This is a genomic window from Pseudomonas sp. PA-7-1E (genome assembly GCF_021605325.1).
Lineage (GTDB): Bacteria > Pseudomonadota > Gammaproteobacteria > Pseudomonadales > Pseudomonadaceae > Aquipseudomonas > Aquipseudomonas fluorescens_BV.
The window spans coordinates 71,652-89,310 of record NZ_WKFA01000022.1; the positions used below are offsets into that span (position 1 = coordinate 71,652).

The following is a 17,659-nucleotide window of genomic DNA, read 5'->3' on the forward strand; positions in this document are numbered from 1 at the left end:
CCCATGTACAAAGACTACCCGGCCGCGTACCAGGTCAGCAAAGGCTCAGCATTGCAGGTGGATAGGGCGTTCTATGAGCGTATTCGTGATCAGAAAACCCAGCGCACGTTGATCGAGCAGTTCGAGGTGCCGATCCGCACGGGGAGGGCTTGGAAGGTGCCGGCCGGGCATGTGTTTCGGGTGACCACGCCGGTGGGCCCGCAGGTGGGGGACTTTAATGTCTGGAACGCCAACGATCCGCGCGAACGTTTGTGGGCTGCGCGCACTCGTCAGCTGCAAGGCGCTCATGTCAGCACCCATGATCGGTTGTGGTCGAACCTGCCCTTTTTAAGGCCCTTGGTCACGATCACCGATGACAGCCTGGCCAGCTACTGCATTGATGAGCACGGTGGGCGTTTGCATGATTTGTTGGGCACGCGGTGCGACCCCTATGTGAACCGTATGTTGACCGGTGAGGACTTTCATCACCATTGCCACTCGAACCTGACCCGTGCGGTATTGCCCCACGGACTGACGGAGTTCGATGTGCATGACGTGTTGAATATTTTCCAGTGCACCGGGCTCAATCACGATGACATGTACTTTATGAAGGCCTGTCCGGCGCAGAAGGGCGATTACCTGGAGTTCTTTGCCGAGATTGATTTGTTGTGTGCATTGTCGACGTGCCCTGGCGGGGATCTGTCGCTGCCGATGTGGGGGCCGGAGGCGCAGGACCCGTTGACGGTGTGTCGTCCGTTAGGGGTTGAGATCTATAGGCTGGAGGATGAGTTGCTCAGTGGCTGGAGCCAGCCGGAGCGTGCCGCCTATAAGGGGCAACATGGGTTGCATATTGCCAAGGCGAAGTGGGAGTAGGGGGCTGCTTCGCAGCCCAGCGGGAGCAAGCTCCCTCGCCACGGGGTTACACGCGATTTATCTGTCTTGCGCATCCTTGGCATCCGCCTGCGCATTGCGCTCGGCCACGCGTTTGCGTTGTTCGTCGGTGAGTTCGACTTTGTTGGCGCTGTCGCGCAGCATCATCAGCCCTCCGACGATCGACCCGATCGCGACTACCATAATCAACCACGCATACCACGGCATAAGGCTCTCCTTGAGGCAGATGTCCGTGGGAAAGTTTCCCACGGTAATGACTGCTTTGAGTCACGGGCTTTCTGAGTAGTTCAGTGTAGGCCCGTTCTGCCTCATAGGCGCTATTGTCCGGTCAACATCGCATCTGCCGGCGCATCGACACGGTCTTGTGCGGTCAGCTGGAAGTAGATGAAGCCCACCGCCATGAAGCCCAGGAAGATCAGCCCGATCAAGGCATTGAACCAGGCCATTGCCACCAGGCATACCACCGCCAGCACCAGCGCAATACCCGGCACGATGGGGTAGCCCGGCGCGCGGAAGGTGCGCTCCAGCAACGGCTCGGTCTTACGCAGTTTGAACAGGCTGAGCATGCTCATGATGTACATGACGATGGCACCGAACACCGCCATGGTGATCATCGCGGCAGTCAGGGTCATGCCGCCCAGGTTGATCAGGCCGTCGCTGTAGGTGGCGGCGATACCCACCACGCCGCCGGCGAGGATGGCGCGGTGCGGTGTCTGGAAGCGTGAGAGTTTGGCCAGGAAAGACGGCAGGTAACCGGCACGGGCCAGGGCGAAGAACTGGCGCGAGTAGCCGAGGATGATGCCGTGGAAGCTTGCCACCAGGCCGAACAGGCCAATCCATACCAGCATGTGCAACCAGCCGGAGCTGTCACCCACCACGGTTTTCATCGCTTGGGGCAGTGGGTCGTTGATGTTCGACAGCGCGCGCCAGTCGCCTACGCCGCCTGCGAAGAACATCACGCCCATGGCCAGGATCACCAGGGTGAGGATGCCGCTGATGTAGGCTTTTGGAATGGTGCGCTTGGGGTCCTTGGCTTCTTCGGCGGCCATGGCCGCGCCTTCGATGGCGAGGAAGAACCAGATGGCGAAGGGGATGGCGGCAAACATCCCGGCAATTGCCGGGGCGCCGAAGGTGTCGGAACCGGCCCAGCCGTTGAGGGCGAAGTGGCTGAAGCTGAACGCAGGGGCGACCACCCCCATGAACACCAGCAGTTCGGCGACGGCGAGCACGCAGACGACCAACTCAAAGGTGGCGGCGAGTTTCACCCCGAGGATATTCAGGCCCATGAACACGATATAAGCGCCGACGGCGGCGTGCTTGGGGTCGAGTGCCGGGAACTGCACGTTCAGGTACGCACCAATGGCCAGGGCAATCGCGGGCGGGGCGAAGACGAACTCGATCAAGGTGGCCAGGCCGGCAATCAAGCCGCCTTTCTCACCGAAGGCGCGACGGCTGTAGGCAAAGGGGCCTCCTGCGTGGGGAATCGCAGTGGTCAGTTCGGTGAAGCTGAAGATGAAGCAGGTGTACATCGCGGCGACCATCAACGAGGTCACCAGAAAGCCCAAGGTACCGGCGACGCCCCAGCCGTAGCTCCAGCCGAAATACTCGCCGGAGATCACCAGCCCCACGGCAATGCCCCATAGATGCAAGGTACCCAATGTGGGTTTGAGTTGTGTGTTCATTGTGCTGCGCTCCTTGAACTGTTTGGAATGATTCAAGGTGTTGCAGTGGCTATGCCAAGCCTCAGAACTATGTCGTAAAGCAATGCCTATGTCGCCGAAGGGACGGTTTGGCGTTTGAATGCGGCATGAGTTGCACCACATAAGTGCGGTGGTGACTTGGCGGGCGCTTTCGCGGGCAAGCCCGCTCCCACACTTGACCGAGTTTTAACTGAAAGAACGCAGTCGAAAGTGGGAGCCGGGCTTGCCCGCGAAGAGGCCCCCCCAGCCACGGCAAACCCCGCTGTAAACCCTGCATAAACCCAATCTTTACGCCATCTTTACGCCCCACCCGGCGCCTCGCTCTCGTTCCTTTACACCGCTCCTGCGGACAATGCCCCCACACGCGGCAATCGCCGCAAGACGGGGAAATTTCCATGAGCGTTCTGGACGGAGTGTCACTGCTATTGGCCGTGGCGCTGTTCATTTATCTGCTGGTTGCGCTGTTACGCGCGGATCGGAACTAGGAGCGGGCTATGCACAGTTATGACTATTGGCTGATCATCGCCTTCTTTGCCGTGGTACTGGTGCCGGCACCCTTTTTGGGGCGGTTCTACTACAAGGTGATGGAAGGCCAGCGCACTTGGCTCACCCCTGTACTGGGGCCTGTCGAGAAAGCCTGTTATCGCCTCTCGGGCGTGGATGCGCGGCAGGAGCAGAGCTGGCAGAAATACATGCTGGCCTTGCTCGCATTCAACCTGGCGGGCTTCTTGTTGTTGTTCTCGATCCTGTTATTCCAGGGCTCCCTGCCACTGAACCCGCAAAAACTGCCGGGCCAGGAATGGACCCTGGCGTTCAACACCGCCGTCAGCTTCATGACCAATACCAACTGGCAGAACTACAGCGGCGAAGCGTCCCTAAGTTATCTAAGTCAGATGGCCGGCCTCACGGTGCAGAACTTCGTCAGTGCGGCGACCGGTCTCGCCGTCCTGGTCGCCTTGTGCCGTGGGATCGGGCGCAAATCTGCCCAGACCCTGGGCAACTTCTGGGTCGACATGACCCGCGCCACCCTCTACGGCCTGCTGCCGTTGTGCCTGGTGCTCGCGCTGTTTCTGGTGTGGCAGGGCGTACCGCAAACCTTCGCCCACTATGTTGATGCGGTCACGCTGCAAGGCGTGGATCAGGTGATTCCCCTCGGGCCGGCCGCGAGCCAGATTGCGATCAAGCAACTGGGCACCAACGGCGGTGGCTTCTTCGGCGTGAACTCGGCGCATCCGTTTGAAGACCCGACAGCCTGGGCCAACCTGTTTGAAGTGGCCTCGATCATCCTGATCCCGGTAGCGTTGGTGTTTACCTTCGGCCATTACGTCAAAGACCTGCGTCAGAGCCGGGCGATCCTCGCGTGCATGCTGGCGTTGTTCCTGATCGGCGGCGCGACGTCGCTGTGGTCCGAGTACCAGCCCAATCCAACCCTGAACAACCCGGCGGTGGAGCAAACCGCACCGTTGGAAGGCAAGGAAACACGCTTCGGCACCACCGGTACCGTGCTGTGGTCGGTGACCACCACTGCGGCGTCCAACGGTTCGGTCAATGGCATGCAGGACAGCCTCAGCCCCCTGAGTGGGATGGTCGCGCTGGTCAACATGATGGTCGGCGAAGTGATCTTCGGCGGCGTGGGTGCCGGTATGTACGGCATGTTGCTCAACGTGTTGATCGCGGTGTTCCTCGCCGGCTTGATGATCGGCCGCACCCCCGAATACCTGGGCAAGAAACTCCAGGCCAAGGAAGTGCAATTGCTGGTGGTGACTCTGCTGGTTATGCCGGTCGGCGTATTGGTCTTGAGTGCCATCGCCGCCAGCCTGCCCGGCCCGGCAGGTGCCATCAGCAACCCTGGCCCCCATGGCTTCAGCCAGTTGCTCTACGCCTATACCTCGGCCAGTGCCAACAACGGTTCGGCGTTTGCCGGCCTCGGCGCCAATACCCCATTCCATAACCTGATGCTCGGCCTGGGCATGTTGATCGGCCGCTTTGGCTACATCCTCCCGGTACTGGCCCTGGCCGGCAGCCTGGCGATGAAGAAGGCCGCACCGATTGGCCAGAACAGCTTCCCCACCCATGGCGCGCTGTTCGTGACCTTGTTGACCGTGACCATTTTGCTGGTGGGCGGCCTGACTTTCCTGCCGACGCTGGCGTTGGGCCCCATCGCTGAACACTTGAGCATGGGCTTCTAGTTAAGGGATACGAAAATGAATATGCCTGCAAAAAACGCGGCCCCGGTCAAACCCCAGGAGCCTGCCAAAACCGCCATCTCGGCCCTGTGGCGCCCGGCGCTGGTCCAGGCGTTCGTCAAGCTGGACCCACGCCAACTGCAACGCTCGCCAGTGATGCTGGTGGTCGAACTGACCGCCATCCTCACCACCGTGTTGTGCTTCGTGCCCGACACCACCGTGCCCACTTTTGTAGCGGTGCAAATCGCCGTGTGGCTGTGGTTCACCGTGCTGTTCGCCAACTTCGCCGAAGCCCTGGCCGAAGGCCGCGGAAAGGCCCGCGCCGACAGCCTCAAGGCTGGCAGCGAAGGCTTGAGCGCCCGACGCCAGGAAGCCGATGGCAGCTTCAAGGTGGTGCCGGCCACCAGCCTGCGCAAGGGCGATGTGGTACGTGTTGCCGCCGCGGAAATGATCCCCGGTGATGGCGAGGTCGTCGAAGGGATTGCGGCGGTCAACGAAGCGGCGATTACCGGCGAATCCGCCCCGGTGATCCGCGAGTCTGGCGGCGACCGTTCGGCCGTCACCGGCAACACGCGGCTGGTGTCGGACTGGCTGCTCATCCGCATCACCGCCAACCCGGGCGAGTCCACCCTGGACCGCATGATCGCGCTGGTGGAAGGCGCCAAACGCCAGAAAACCCCCAACGAAGTCGCGCTGGATATCCTGCTTATCGGCCTGACCCTGATCTTTCTGCTGGTGGTCGTGACCCTGCAGCCGTTCGCCCACTTTGCCAATGGCAGCTTGCCGCTGGTGTTCCTGGTCGCACTGCTGGTGACGCTGATTCCTACCACCATTGGCGGCTTGTTGTCGGCCATCGGGATTGCCGGCATGGACCGCCTGGTGCGTCTCAACGTGATTGCCAAGTCCGGCCGCGCGGTGGAAGCGGCGGGGGACGTGCATGTGTTGCTGCTGGACAAGACTGGCACCATCACCTTTGGTAACCGTCGTTGCTCGGCCGTGGTCGCGGCGCCTGGTGTCAGTGGCCGCGAATTGGCCGAAGGCGCGTTGCTGGCATCCCTGGCCGATGACACGGCGGAAGGCAAGTCCATCGTTGAATACCTGCGCGCCTTGCACCCCCAGGCCGAGCCGAGCCTGGATGAGTTGACCGCCGTACCCTTCAGCGCCGAGACCCGTTTGTCCGGTGTCGACTATCAGGGCCGTGTGTTCCGTAAAGGCGCGGTGGACTCGCTGCTGGCGTTTATCGGCCAGCAACGCAGCGACCTGCTGCCTGCGTTGTCGCGGGAAATCGACAAGATCGCCCAAAGCGGCGGCACGCCCTTGCTGGTGTGCGCCGATGGCAAGTTGCTGGGGGCGATCCATCTCAAAGACGTGGTCAAGCCAGGTATCCGTGAGCGTTTTGCTGAGTTGCGCAAGTTGGGGATTCGCACCGTGATGGTCACTGGCGACAACCCGCTGACCGCCGCCGCGATTGCCGCTGAAGCAGGTGTGGACGATGTGCTGGCCGAAGCCACGCCAGAGAAGAAACTCGCGCGTATTCGCCATGAGCAGAACGATGGTCGCCTGGTTGCGATGTGCGGCGACGGGGCCAACGACGCCCCGGCGCTGGCCCAGGCTGACGTCGGCATGGCGATGAACGACGGCACCCAGGCCGCGCGCGAAGCCGCCAACATGGTCGACCTCGACAGCGACCCGACCAAGCTGCTGGACGTGGTGCAGATCGGCAAGGAGTTGCTGGTGACTCGCGGCGCGCTGACGACCTTTTCCATCGCCAACGACGTAGCCAAGTACTTCGCGATCCTGCCGGCGTTGTTCGCCTCGATCTACCCGCAACTGGGCGTGCTCAACATCATGCACTTGCAGAGCCCACAGAGCGCGATCCTCTCGGCCATCGTGTTCAACGCGCTGATTATCGTGGTGCTGATCCCGTTGGCCCTGCGCGGCGTGCGCGTGCAGGCCGCGAGTGCGGCGGCGTTGTTGCGGCGCAATCTGCTGATCTACGGGCTGGGCGGATTGTTGGTGCCGTTCGTGGGGATCAAGGCCATCGACATGTTACTGACCGCGCTGCACCTGGTTTGACCTGGCCGCTGATCGTTCCCACGCTCCGCGTGGGAATGCCACCCCGGACGCTCCGCGTCCCACCGCACCACTGAATTGAGGAGTCTGAAATGTCCAACATCATCCGCCCAGCCCTGAGCCTGCTGGTACTCATAACCCTGATCACCGGCGTGGCCTACCCGCTGGTAGTCACTGGCGTGGCCCAAGTGGCCTTCCCCGATCAAGCCAATGGCAGCCTGGTGCGCGACGCAAGCGGCAAGGTGCGTGGCTCCATCCTGATCGCCCAGGACTTTACTGGTGACCGCTGGTTTCACCCACGCCCGTCAGCCGGTGCTTTTGCCACAGTGTCCAGCAGTGCCAGTAACCTGGGCCCGAGCAATCCGGCCTTGGCCACTCGCATAGTCGAAGAGGCCAGCAAGCAGTCAGTACCGGGCCAGGGCCCGGTGCCACTGGCCTCGCTGACAACCTCCGGCAGCGGCCTTGATCCACACTTGCCACCGCAGGCGATTGCCTATCAACTGGCGCGAGTGGCGGCGGCGCGAAATATGCCGGTGTCGACCTTGCAGCGGTTGCTGGATGAGCACATCGAAAGCCCTCTGGTAGGCCCGCCTGTAGTAAACGTACTGGCCTTGAACATGGCTTTGGAAGCTTTGTAAGCCAGGCGATCGCCATCGCGGGCAAGCCCGGCTCCCACATTTGGAATGCATTCCACTGTGGGAGCCGGGCTTGCCCGCGATGGCGGCCTTGAAGACTCTCTATCAATACCTGAAGGAACCCCCGAGCATGAGCGACGCCGGCCGCGCCGATGCCCTGTTAGCCGATCTGCCCCGGGACGGCCGTGGCCGGCTCAAAGTCTTCCTTGGCGCCGCGCCCGGTGTGGGCAAGACCTACGCCATGCTCCAGGCGGCCCATACCCAACTGCGCCAGGGCGTGCGCCTGATCGCTGGGGTGGTTGAAACCCACGGCCGCGCCGAGACCGAAGCCTTGCTCAGCGGCCTGCCGCAACAACCGCTGTTGCGTAGCGAATACCGTGGCGTGATGCTCGAAGAAATGGACCTCGACGGCCTGCTCGCCGCCAAGCCCAAGCTGGTGCTGGTGGACGAACTGGCCCACAGCAACGCTCCCGGCAGTCGTCATGAAAAACGCTGGCAAGACATCCAGGAACTGCTCGCCGCCGGCATCAACGTGTTCACTACGGTCAACGTCCAGCACCTGGAAAGCCTCAACGACCAAGTGCGTGGTATCACCGGCGTGCAAGTGCGCGAAACCCTGCCGGACTGGGTGCTGCAAGAGGCCGACGAACTGCTGCTGATCGACCTTCCGTCTCGCGAGCTGCTCGAGCGCCTGCGTGACGGCAAGGTGTATGTGCCCGAACAGGCGCGTGCGGCCATCGATGCGTTTTTCACCCAGACCAACCTCATGGCCCTGCGCGAGCTGGCCATGCAAACTGCCGCCGCCCACGTCGACGATGACCTGGCCCAGGGCTACCGCCAACTCGGTCAGGCCGCGCCGGCAGTGCGTGGGCGCCTGTTGGTCGGTGTGGATGGCGATGCGCAAGCCGAACGACTGGTGCGCCATGCCTGCCGCGTGGCCCAGCGTCGGCATTTGCCCTGGAGCCTGGTGCACATCGACAACGGCCGTGCGCGGGATGAGCAATCGCGCCTGCGCCTGCAAAACGCCCAGCAACTGGCAGAGCGGCTGGGCGGGGAAGTGGTGTTGCTGCGCGCCGGGGAAGTGGCCAAGACCCTCATCCAGCACGCCGCCGAACGCCGTGCCAGTTTAGTGCTGGTGGGGCAGTCACGGATGCGCTGGCGGCGGCGCCTGTTCGGTGGCGGCTTGGCGGCACGCCTGTTGCGCAATGCCCGCGGCTTGGAAATCAACGTCCTCGACAGCGATGACATGCCTGCACCGCCACGCCTGCCGGAGATGCGCGGGTTGGTGTGGTTCGATTACGCCTTGGCGGTGGTGGCGACCCTCGCCGCTGCCGCAGTGGCCTGGGCCGTGTCCAGTGCGTTGGCGCTGCCGAACATCTCGCTGGTGTTTCTTGCCGCCGTGCTGTTGGTGGCGGTGCGCAGCAGCCTGGGGCCGTCCCTGGTGTGTGCGGCACTGTCGTTTTTGACTTACGATTTTCTGTTTATTCCGCCGAATTTTTCCTTCGCCATCCAGCGCGAAGAAGACGTGTTGACCCTGTTGTTCTTCCTGTTGATGGCAGCGTTGACCGGCAACCTCGCCGCACGCCAGCGCCGCCAGCTGCAGGCGTTGCGCGATACCCAGGAAGAAACCAGCGAACTGCTCGACCTGTCGCGCAAGCTCACCGCTGCCACCGACCGCCAAGCTGTCATCAGTGCCGCCGCCCACCATCTGCAAGGTTGGAACGAGCTCGATCTGTGCCTGGTCAATCGCGATGGACAGGGCGGCTGGAAGGTCGAGACCGGTGGCCCGTTGACCCTCACCGAAGCTGAACGCGCCGCCGCCGATTGGGCCTGGCAGCATGATCAGCCGGCCGGCATGGGCACCGGCACCTTGCCGTTTGGGCGTTGGTGGTGGTGGCCGCTGTCGGGTGAAGAGGGGCCCTTGGGGTTGCTGGGTGTCAGTGCCAAGCCTGGCCTGGAATTGAGCGGGCAACGTCGACGCTTGCTCACCGCGTTGAGCCAACCGCTGGCCCAGGCACTGGCGCGGGCACAATTGGGGCAGGAGTTGGAATCGGCGCGCCTGCACGGCGAAACCGAACAACTGCGCAGCGCTTTGCTCGCGTCGGTGTCCCACGACTTGCGCACGCCATTGACCTCCATGCGCGGCAGCATCGACAGCCTGCTGGCCCTGGGTGAAGCCATCCCCCTGGAGGATCGCCGCGAATTGCTCGAAGGCACTCGCGACGAGGCCGAGCGCCTCGACCGTTATATCCAGAATCTGCTGGACATGACACGCCTGGGCCACGGTGCGCTGAAACTGGCACGCGATTGGGTGTCGCCCGGCGATATTGTCGGCAGTGCCCTTGGGCGATTGCGCGCCGTGCTGGCGCCGTTGCAGATGAGCACCGATGTGCCGCCGGAACTGCCCTTGTTGTATGTGCATGCGGCGCTGATTGAGCAGGCCCTGGTCAATGTGTTGGAAAACGCCGCACGGTTTTCGCCGCCCCAGGGCCGCTTGCAGTTGCGCGCGGGCGTGCAGGATGAGCAGTTGTTTTTTGCCGTAGCGGATGAAGGGCCAGGCATTCCCGAGGAGGAGCGTGCGAAGATCTTCGACATGTTCTACACCGCTGCCCGCGGTGATCGAGGCGGGCAGGGCACCGGCCTCGGCTTGGCGATCTGCCAGGGCATGGTCGGTGCGCACGGTGGGCATATCAGCGTAGCCGATGGCATTGACGGGCGGGGCACCTGCATCACCTTGTTTTTACCGCTGCCCACACAACCTGCCCTGGAGTAAACCTCGTAGGAGCGAGCTTGCTCGCGAAGGTCGTTAACGATAATGATGGCTTCCTGAATGCACGCGTTGCCTAGAGGTTTTTCGCGAGCAAGCTCGCTCCTACAGAGGGTGATTTTTTTAATGGGTTTTAATGAGACACCATGAGCCAGACCGCGACGATTCTTGTCATTGATGACGAACCGCAGATCCGCAAATTCCTGCGCATCAGCCTGGCTTCCCAAGGCTATAAGGTAATCGAAGCCGGCACCGGCAACGAAGGCCTGGCGCAGGCGGCCTTGAGCAAACCGGATCTGCTGGTACTCGACCTGGGCCTGCCCGACATGGACGGCCAACAGGTGCTGCGCGAGTTTCGCGAGTGGTCGAGCGTGCCGGTGCTGGTGCTGTCGGTGCGGGCCAGCGAAGGTCAGAAGGTCGAGGCCCTCGACGGTGGCGCCAATGACTACGTGACCAAACCGTTCGGCATCCAGGAGTTTCTTGCCCGGGTGCGTGCGCTGTTGCGCCAGGCACCGGCCGGAGAGGCTCAGGAAGCCGCCTTGAGTTTTGGCCCGCTGACGGTCGACCTGGCCTATCGCCGCGTTTTGCTGGACGGTGCCGAAGTGGCGCTGACCCGCAAGGAATACGCAGTGCTGGCGCAGTTGGCACGCCACCCGGGGCGGGTGATTACCCAACAGCAACTGCTCAAGGACATCTGGGGGCCAACCCATACCGAGGACAGCCACTACCTGCGGATCGTGGTGGGGCACTTGCGCCAGAAGCTGGCGGATGACCCGACCCAGCCACGGTTTATCGTGACTGAGGCGGGGGTGGGGTATCGGTTGCTAAGTGCCTGAGCGTTTGGTGCCTGTGCTGGCGCCATCGCAGGCAAGCCAGCTCCCACAGCTGAAATGCATTTCCCTGTGGGAGCCGGGCTTGCCCGCGATGAGGCCATCCGCAACACTTACACGCTCAACTCTGCTCACTCTCATACCGATCCAACGTATCACTGGCAATCTCCCGCCCCAAAGCGATCAATTCCGGCGCTTTATAGAACTCGAAAAAGCGGCACACCCGCTTTGGCACGTTGATCAGCACATCGGGCGGATACCCAGCGATCTTGTACTGTGCCAATGAGGTTTGCATCACCTCGAAACTCTGGTTGATCAGGTCCAGCAACGAGGCAGGCCCGACGTTGTCGATGATGAACGAGCCGGTGGCCGACTTCGGTGCACCGGCTTTCTCGGGCGCCGCGGCAGGTTGCTGGGCTTCGGGTTCGGCAGACTCCAGCCACGGGTTGATTTCGGCGGCCTGGGCCTGCAAGGCTTCTTGTTCCAGCTTCATCAACTGCTCGGCCTGCTTGCGGCGAAATGGCAGGTGGGAGCCCAGTGACTTGGCCAGGCTGTTGAAGCGGCTCTTGAACGCCGGCGGGCGCGGAATCACCGGCAATTGGTAGTGTTTCTGGTTGGTGGCATTGAGGTTGACCGCAATGATCAAGTCGCAATGGCTCGACACCACCGGAACGATGGGCAGAGGGTTGAGCAGGCCGCCGTCCACCAGCATGCGGTTGCCCTGCATCACCGGTGTGAACAGGCTGGGGATGGCCGCCGAGGCGCGCATCGCCTGGTGCAGGCAGCCTTCCTGGAACCAGATCTCCTGTTGGTTGGTGAGGTCGGTGGCGACGGCAGTGTAGGGGATGCGCAGCTCCTCGATATTGATATCGCCGACAATCTTGCGGATTTGCCCGAACACCTTCTCACCGCGAATCGCTCCCAGGCGAAAGCTCACATCTACCAGGCGCAATACGTCGAGGTAGTCCAGGCTTTCGATCCAGTTGCGGTACTCGTCGAGCTTGCCGGCGGCGTAGATTCCACCCACCACGGCGCCCATGGAACAGCCGGCGATACAGGCGATGTCATAGCCGCGTCGTTCGATTTCTTCGATCACCCCGATATGGGCGTAGCCCCTGGCCCCACCGGAGCCCAGCACTAAGGCAACACGTTTCTTCATGGCCAGATCCTTCGCAAAACAGGGGCCCACAATGCACCCATCAAGGGGCCTGCTTCAATCCTTGCTGACAGCGCGCAATATTTTTCCAGGCTGGCGATCAGCCTCGGGTATGCTCTGGCAATAGGTACTACTGATTTCAGGCTAAGGACAAGGCACTTTTCCCTGTAGGCAACGTCTACAGGCTACGACTGAATTTGTATATTTGAGGTGTCATCAATGAAAGCCTGGATCTGTGTGCCTGTGATCGTGTTGGCCTTGGCTGGCTGTGCCGGGAAAACCGCGTATCGCGACAGCTGTGGCTCGCAATTGGACGCCGCCTGGAAAGAGCTGGACCTGGCCAAGGCCGAAGGTTTTGCTGGCACTGTCAGCTACTCCAAGGCTTTGTCGCTGTTGACTGGCGCCAAGACTCAGCAGCAGTTTGAAGCGTTCGAGGGTTGCTCCAACAAGGCCGAAAAGGCGCGGTTCTACATTCGTGAGTCTCGCGCCGGGCGATGACCCTGCGGCGGATAGGATTTTTTATCGGAAAGTGAGGGCAGGATGTCAGCGTTGGTCAATCAGTTAGTCGCTCAGGTCATTGGCCTGGAAGTAGGGTTACTGAGCTGCCAGGCTCGCCTCGCCGCCGTCACTGACGATGAAGCCTTGCATGATTTGCGCACAACGGTACGCCGCCTGCGCAGCCTGTTGCGCCCTTTGCGCGGGCTGCCCGGTGTCGAACAGCTTGAATTGTCCGCCAGCACGGTTGGCCAACTGACTACGCCGCTACGCGACCGAGAGGTGCTGGCGGCGTATTTGCATCAGCACGGTCATCACGACGCGGCTGATCGACGCCTGCGTCTGCAGCCCGAGGCTTATCGCCAGGTGGCGCAAAGCCCGGAGTTGGCGCACTTGCTGCTGATTCTGGATGCGTTCCCACGGTTTATCCGCGCGTCCCAGCATCAGAAACTGCTCAAGGGCTTGCGCCCGCGCATCCAGAAACGCCTGGCCAAGCAATGGCAGGCACTCGATGGCGCCGTGAAGGACCCCGATCATGACCGCCACCGGCTACGGTTGCTGATCAAGCGTGTGCGCTATGCCGCCGAGGCGTATCCCGAGCTGGACAAATTACCCACCAACGCCCTGTCGCACTTGAAGAAAGCCCAGAGCGCGCTGGGTGACTGGCATGACTGTTGGCAGTGGCTGGCCCAGGCCGGGCACGAGCCAGACCTGCAACCCTGCGTAGGGGTGTGGCAGCGCACCATGCTCAAGGCGCAAGGCAAGGCCGACCGCGTGCTGGACATGCTCAGCGCCGAGTGTTTTTAAACCGGTCCGGTTTTTGGCCGGAATGGGCGCTGTGCCTGTGCAATTCGATGGTTAAGATTCCTCCAGGATTTTCTTGATGTGAGGTCGCCATGCGCTTTAGTGATTTGCTCGACGCTGCCCGTAGCAATCCGCTGGATGTCACCATCCCTGCCGAATGGGCCCAGGGCCGGGCTACCTTTGGCGGGCTGGTCGCTGCCTTGCAGTACGAGGCGCTGCGCGCCCAGGTGCCGGCGGACCGACCGCTGCGCTCGCTGGCCATCACCTTTGTCGGCCCGGTAGCGCCGGATGTACCTGCCAGTTATCAAGTCGAAGTGCTGCGCGAAGGCAAGGCGGTCAGCCAGTTGCTCGGGCGCGTGGTGCAGAACGGTGAAGTGGCGACCCTGGTCCAGGCCAGTTTTGGCGCCTCTCGCCCCTCCGAAATTGACGTGGCAAGTGAGCCGCCACCGGTATTCAAACATTGGGATGAGTGCCAGGAACTGCCCTATATCAAGGGTGTTACCCCCGAATTCATGCGTCATTTGGCAATGCGCTGGAGTGTCGGTGGACTGCCGTTTACCGGCAATAAATCCCGCGACATGGGCGGCTGGGTACGGTTGCGGGGGGATGTGAAAGAGGAGCCACTGACCGAGGCGCATATCCTCGCCCTGGTCGACGCCTGGCCACCGGCGTTGCTGCCACACCTGAAAAAGCCCGCGCCGGGCAGCACCCTGACCTGGACCATCGAGTTCATCCAGCCGTTGCAAGACCTGACTACGCTCGACTGGTGCCAGTACCACGTCAACATCGAACACGCCCGCGACGGCTATGGCCACGCTGCCGCTGCCTTGTGGAGCCCGACCGGCGAGTTGATCGCCCTCAGCCGCCAGACCGTGGTGGTGTTCGCCTGAACCCGCCGGTCAGTGGTGGTGCCGCTGCCGCCAGGCGCGCCACCAGCCACCGCTGAGCACAAAGCGCGGGAAGGTCACGAACTGCTCGACCACCAGGCGCTGCACCGCATCTTTGCGATCGCTGAACGGCTCACTGGCCTGGGCTTCCAGGCTATGGCCGTGACGCTGCAACGCCAGGCCCGCGACAATGCCAATGACACCGACCGCGAAGCTGGCCAGGCTAAGGCTGAACACGCCTGACACGATCAGCAGAAAACCGACGATAAACAGCGGCACGGCAATCAGGTGCAACGCCAGGTTGGTTGGGTGCTGATGGTTCTGTGGGTACTGACGCCATTGCCAGGCGGGAAGATTGGGGTGACGTTTGCCCATGGTGGTGAATCCTCTGTCCGTTGAAACAACATGGATGGAGTGTAGATTGGGCTGGAGGGCAGGGCGAATTGGCCTTTGCTATGGCTCCCATAGTTGCGGTTTCGTAAATAAGCTCATGGGTTTTATAAGGAGTCGTCTGACCAGTTGTGATCTTCTGGTTCAGGGCAGTTCATATAGACCGAGGGGCCGGATAGGGATAGCCATTTAGCCTTGAATTCAACAGAAGCATTTTTCGATTTCGCTGTGAAAAAGAAATGCTCGTTCTCTTTTAGTATTTCTATGTTAAAAACTTCTCTGAGAGGAAGGTTTGTTATTTTTAGTTTGGTAATGTTGGAGCAGGTCAATCCAATTCTGCATGTGTTATATCCTTTGTCTTTCCATTTTTCCGGCAGTCGGTCAGGAAAATTTGGTATGTCAAAGCCGATGCCAAAATCATCCTGATCATTTTCTATACTTAACGAATGGATGTAGGCTTTTCCGATTTCAATAGGCTGGCTGAACACTTTGTTGAAAAAGATAGAACCATCAAGGTCATTCCAATTTTCCATGTTTTATCCTTGAATACATAATGATCTTTTGTTTTTGGTGCCTTGCCGAAGGAAGAGGGCAGATTTACTCAAGCTGTATTTTCTTTCTCGAGGTGGTCTGTTGGTATGCCACGCATGGATGTGTCTCCGCGAGTCGTAATCATATTTTTGTATTATTTGAAGTAGTAGTCGTCCGGTCCGTTGATGTAAACAGTGGGGTCGGTAATTGAAATTGATTTTGTACTGAATTTGATGGACGCGCCGTCGCTGGTGGCTTCGAATGTGAAATAGTCATTTTTTCTATTGATTTGTACGGTAAACACCTCATGTACAGGGAGATTTTAGATTTTTAGGTCTTTAATATCATTGCAAGTGATACCAGTTCTGCACATGTTGTACTCTGCGCTTTTCCATTTTTCAGGTAAGTTGTCTGGGAAGTCGGGTATGTCGAAATCCATGGAAATAGTAAGGTGGTAATTTTTTATTGTAAAAGAAAATAGCGCTATTTTTCCAATTTTGGCGGGGAGGCTGAAGATTTTGCTAAGGAATATACTTCCATCGAATTCGTCCCAGTAATTTATGTTTGATTCCTGAATGAATGTGGTTGTCATATGCGTTCAACGCTGTAACCGCTTGCAATGATTGCAAGAACAGTCTCACCACTGCCAGACTTGAAGCAGTAAGTTGTAATTGCCTCATTTGGGTCAATACACACGTTCTCCTGCGAAAGAGTAGAGGTCTTTTTCTCATGCATATCGCATACTTTACTACCCGCTGAGCTTAATCTATGAAAGGAGATTAATTTGTGGAAGGTAATTAAGAAAGTTTGTTCTTGCTGGTCCGTAAAGACCATTAATAGCTCATCTTGTTTAGCGGTTAGTTGATCGATGACTCCATCCGAAAAAGAGAATTTTCCTGTGTTGGAATGAGTTTTTTCTGTTGATGCTGGTTTCCAGGATTTCAAGCCTAGTAAATGTCTTTCCATATCATCCATATCATCGTCGCCGATAGAATCGTCAAAATTATGAGAGATTATCGTGCGAACCCTTGCAAGACGCTTGGTGACCTCGCAGTTGTCGATGAAGTCAGTAGTTATTCTTCTATATTCTTCCACTGCGCCAGGTTTGTCAGCATAAAAGCTGCCAATTTTGTGAAGAGATATCAATATGAATTCAATTTCTTTCAAGGCTTCAAGCGCTTCCTCGCCTACAAGTATTATTTCTTTGTTTTTCTCTAGCATTACTTTCTTCTCGTGAATGTAGGGTTGTTTATTTCTAAATTCCCCCTTACGGTTAGCTCCATGACGTTATACCTAGGGTTTTTCACCCATTCTAATCTTGATTCAGGTACATCCATCTCAATGTAGTCTCGACCCTTGCCTTTTGCAATTTGGTATTTATCTTGGGCATCGACAGGACTAAGTACCTTGTTTTTCGCAGGCTCGAGATACACTCTATTGTTATCTTGAGCCAATATCACGCCATCATTTTCAATTCCTTTCGATCCTTTCCTATTTGTGTAGTGCCTAACCCGAACCGTTTTCTCTGGCGTTGATGCTGGTGCGGGCAGCGTTGGCTCGCCATTGTTAGCTTTCGCGTGTTTTGTCGAATCATCGGCACTATGAGTTGGTTTGCAGCCATCCCCATCAGGACACGAGTTCAACCCCAGCGGGTCTATCCAGCCTGTCGGATTTGGCGCGTATCGGTATGCGTTGACCCCACCCGCCAACTTCACCGGGTCCGGTGTCAGGTAACGACCAATATCCGGATTGTAGTAGCGATGGCGGTTGTAGTGCAGCCCGCTTTCCGCATCGAAATACTGGCCTTGAAACCGCAGCGGATTGTCGACCTTGCCCACGTCGAGCCGGGCGATCTGGCCGTAGGCGCGGTAGTGGGCGGACCAGATGATTTCGCCTTCGGGGTTGGTCAGTTCCTGCGGGGTGCCGAGGTGGTCGAGTTGGTAGTGGTAGGGCGTGGTTTCTTTTGGGCCGAAACCTTCCAACAGGGCCAATGGGCGGAAGCTGTCGGGTTCGTAGAGATAGCTGCGATGGCGCTCTGCATGGTGTTCGGCAATCAGCTTGTCGCCTTGCCAGAAAAACTCGGTGGTTTTGTCGTCCACGGTTTTGCTGATGCGGCGTCCAAATGGGTCATAGCGATAGCTGGCGGTTTCGCCGTTGGGCGTTGTAACCCCGACCAACCGATGCTGGCAGTCGTAGCGGTACTCAGTGACGAGTTGCTGGCTTTTGCCGCGCCGTTCGCGGATGAGGTTGCCGAAGGCGTCGTAGTCGTAATGACGGTCGCCCTGAATCATCAGACGATTCGCCGCGACGATGTCCGGGCCGGGGCGGTCTTGCA

The 17,659-nt window shown here is 59.5% G+C and carries 18 protein-coding genes; 10 read left to right on the forward strand and 8 right to left on the reverse strand.

The window, feature by feature from the left end:
- Positions 1-3 precede the first annotated feature (3 nt).
- Positions 4-852, forward strand: coding sequence for an urea carboxylase-associated family protein (locus tag GIW79_RS16135; protein ID WP_236455552.1), 849 nt, complete (start codon positions 4-6; stop codon positions 850-852).
- Positions 853-909: 57 nt separating this feature from the next.
- Here GIW79_RS16135 and GIW79_RS16140 read toward each other — a convergent pair whose 3' ends face one another.
- The gene (locus tag GIW79_RS16140) at positions 910-1,077 is read right to left on the reverse strand and encodes a DUF2897 family protein (RefSeq protein WP_003172675.1); all 168 of its coding nucleotides are present in this window, start codon (positions 1,075-1,077) and stop codon (positions 910-912) included.
- A gap of 110 nt (positions 1,078-1,187) precedes the next feature.
- The gene (eat, locus tag GIW79_RS16145; RefSeq protein ID WP_236455562.1) at positions 1,188-2,552 is read right to left on the reverse strand and encodes an ethanolamine permease; all 1,365 of its coding nucleotides are present in this window, start codon (positions 2,550-2,552) and stop codon (positions 1,188-1,190) included.
- Positions 2,553-2,965: 413 nt separating this feature from the next.
- Here eat and kdpF point away from each other — a divergent pair, with 413 nt between their 5' ends.
- The 6 genes from kdpF (at position 2,966) to GIW79_RS16175 (ending at position 11,067) form a co-directional block, all read left to right on the forward strand.
- The gene (gene kdpF / locus GIW79_RS16150) at positions 2,966-3,055 is read left to right on the forward strand and encodes a K(+)-transporting ATPase subunit F (protein ID WP_003218754.1); all 90 of its coding nucleotides are present in this window, start codon (positions 2,966-2,968) and stop codon (positions 3,053-3,055) included.
- A 9-nt stretch (positions 3,056-3,064) separates the two neighbouring features.
- Positions 3,065-4,759, forward strand: a complete 1,695-nt coding sequence (kdpA, locus tag GIW79_RS16155; protein WP_236455564.1) for a potassium-transporting ATPase subunit KdpA — start codon at positions 3,065-3,067, stop codon at positions 4,757-4,759.
- A gap of 15 nt (positions 4,760-4,774) precedes the next feature.
- Positions 4,775-6,832 carry a potassium-transporting ATPase subunit KdpB gene (kdpB, locus tag GIW79_RS16160; protein WP_236455565.1) on the forward strand — a complete coding sequence of 686 codons (2,058 nt, stop codon included), beginning with the start codon at positions 4,775-4,777 and terminating at the stop codon, positions 6,830-6,832.
- An 89-nt stretch (positions 6,833-6,921) separates the two neighbouring features.
- Complete coding sequence (kdpC, locus tag GIW79_RS16165) at positions 6,922-7,467, forward strand: potassium-transporting ATPase subunit KdpC (protein ID WP_236455568.1); 546 nt, start codon at positions 6,922-6,924, stop codon at positions 7,465-7,467.
- A gap of 127 nt (positions 7,468-7,594) precedes the next feature.
- Positions 7,595-10,237, forward strand: coding sequence for a sensor histidine kinase (locus tag GIW79_RS16170; protein ID WP_054921819.1), 2,643 nt, complete (start codon positions 7,595-7,597; stop codon positions 10,235-10,237).
- 140 nt (positions 10,238-10,377) lie between these two features.
- Positions 10,378-11,067 (forward strand): response regulator, encoded by a 690-nt coding sequence (locus GIW79_RS16175; protein ID WP_034126713.1) that lies wholly within the window; start codon positions 10,378-10,380, stop codon positions 11,065-11,067.
- A gap of 115 nt (positions 11,068-11,182) precedes the next feature.
- On the opposite strand, the gene GIW79_RS16180 is transcribed toward GIW79_RS16175, so the two are convergent.
- Positions 11,183-12,220 carry a patatin-like phospholipase family protein gene (locus GIW79_RS16180; RefSeq protein ID WP_054898472.1) on the reverse strand — a complete coding sequence of 346 codons (1,038 nt, stop codon included), beginning with the start codon at positions 12,218-12,220 and terminating at the stop codon, positions 11,183-11,185.
- Between the two features lie 216 nt (positions 12,221-12,436).
- Here GIW79_RS16180 and GIW79_RS16185 point away from each other — a divergent pair, with 216 nt between their 5' ends.
- From GIW79_RS16185 to GIW79_RS16195, 3 genes are all read left to right on the forward strand, one after another.
- The gene (locus GIW79_RS16185; protein WP_003189839.1) at positions 12,437-12,715 is read left to right on the forward strand and encodes a hypothetical protein; all 279 of its coding nucleotides are present in this window, start codon (positions 12,437-12,439) and stop codon (positions 12,713-12,715) included.
- 42 nt (positions 12,716-12,757) lie between these two features.
- Positions 12,758-13,519: a CHAD domain-containing protein gene (locus GIW79_RS16190; RefSeq protein ID WP_236455570.1), complete on the forward strand. Its 762-nt coding sequence runs from the start codon at positions 12,758-12,760 to the stop codon at positions 13,517-13,519.
- A gap of 89 nt (positions 13,520-13,608) precedes the next feature.
- On the forward strand, positions 13,609-14,406 hold the full coding sequence (locus tag GIW79_RS16195) for an acyl-CoA thioesterase (RefSeq protein ID WP_003189843.1): 798 nt from the start codon (positions 13,609-13,611) through the stop codon (positions 14,404-14,406).
- A gap of 9 nt (positions 14,407-14,415) precedes the next feature.
- On the opposite strand, the gene GIW79_RS16200 is transcribed toward GIW79_RS16195, so the two are convergent.
- The 5 genes from GIW79_RS16200 to GIW79_RS16220 form a co-directional block, all read right to left on the reverse strand.
- Complete coding sequence (locus GIW79_RS16200; RefSeq protein ID WP_003189844.1) at positions 14,416-14,778, reverse strand: Mpo1-like protein; 363 nt, start codon at positions 14,776-14,778, stop codon at positions 14,416-14,418.
- 122 nt (positions 14,779-14,900) lie between these two features.
- The gene (locus tag GIW79_RS16205) at positions 14,901-15,326 is read right to left on the reverse strand and encodes an Imm50 family immunity protein (RefSeq protein ID WP_236455572.1); all 426 of its coding nucleotides are present in this window, start codon (positions 15,324-15,326) and stop codon (positions 14,901-14,903) included.
- A gap of 320 nt (positions 15,327-15,646) precedes the next feature.
- Positions 15,647-15,916, reverse strand: coding sequence for an Imm50 family immunity protein (locus GIW79_RS29670; RefSeq protein ID WP_236455574.1), 270 nt, complete (start codon positions 15,914-15,916; stop codon positions 15,647-15,649).
- On the reverse strand, positions 15,913-16,545 hold the full coding sequence (locus GIW79_RS16215; protein ID WP_236455591.1) for a hypothetical protein: 633 nt from the start codon (positions 16,543-16,545) through the stop codon (positions 15,913-15,915). The genes GIW79_RS29670 and GIW79_RS16215 overlap by 4 nt, the downstream gene beginning before the upstream one ends.
- The coding region (locus GIW79_RS16220) for an RHS repeat-associated core domain-containing protein (protein ID WP_236477388.1) at positions 16,545-17,659 on the reverse strand (1,115 nt) is incomplete at its 5' end. The genes GIW79_RS16220 and GIW79_RS16215, both read right to left, overlap by 1 nt.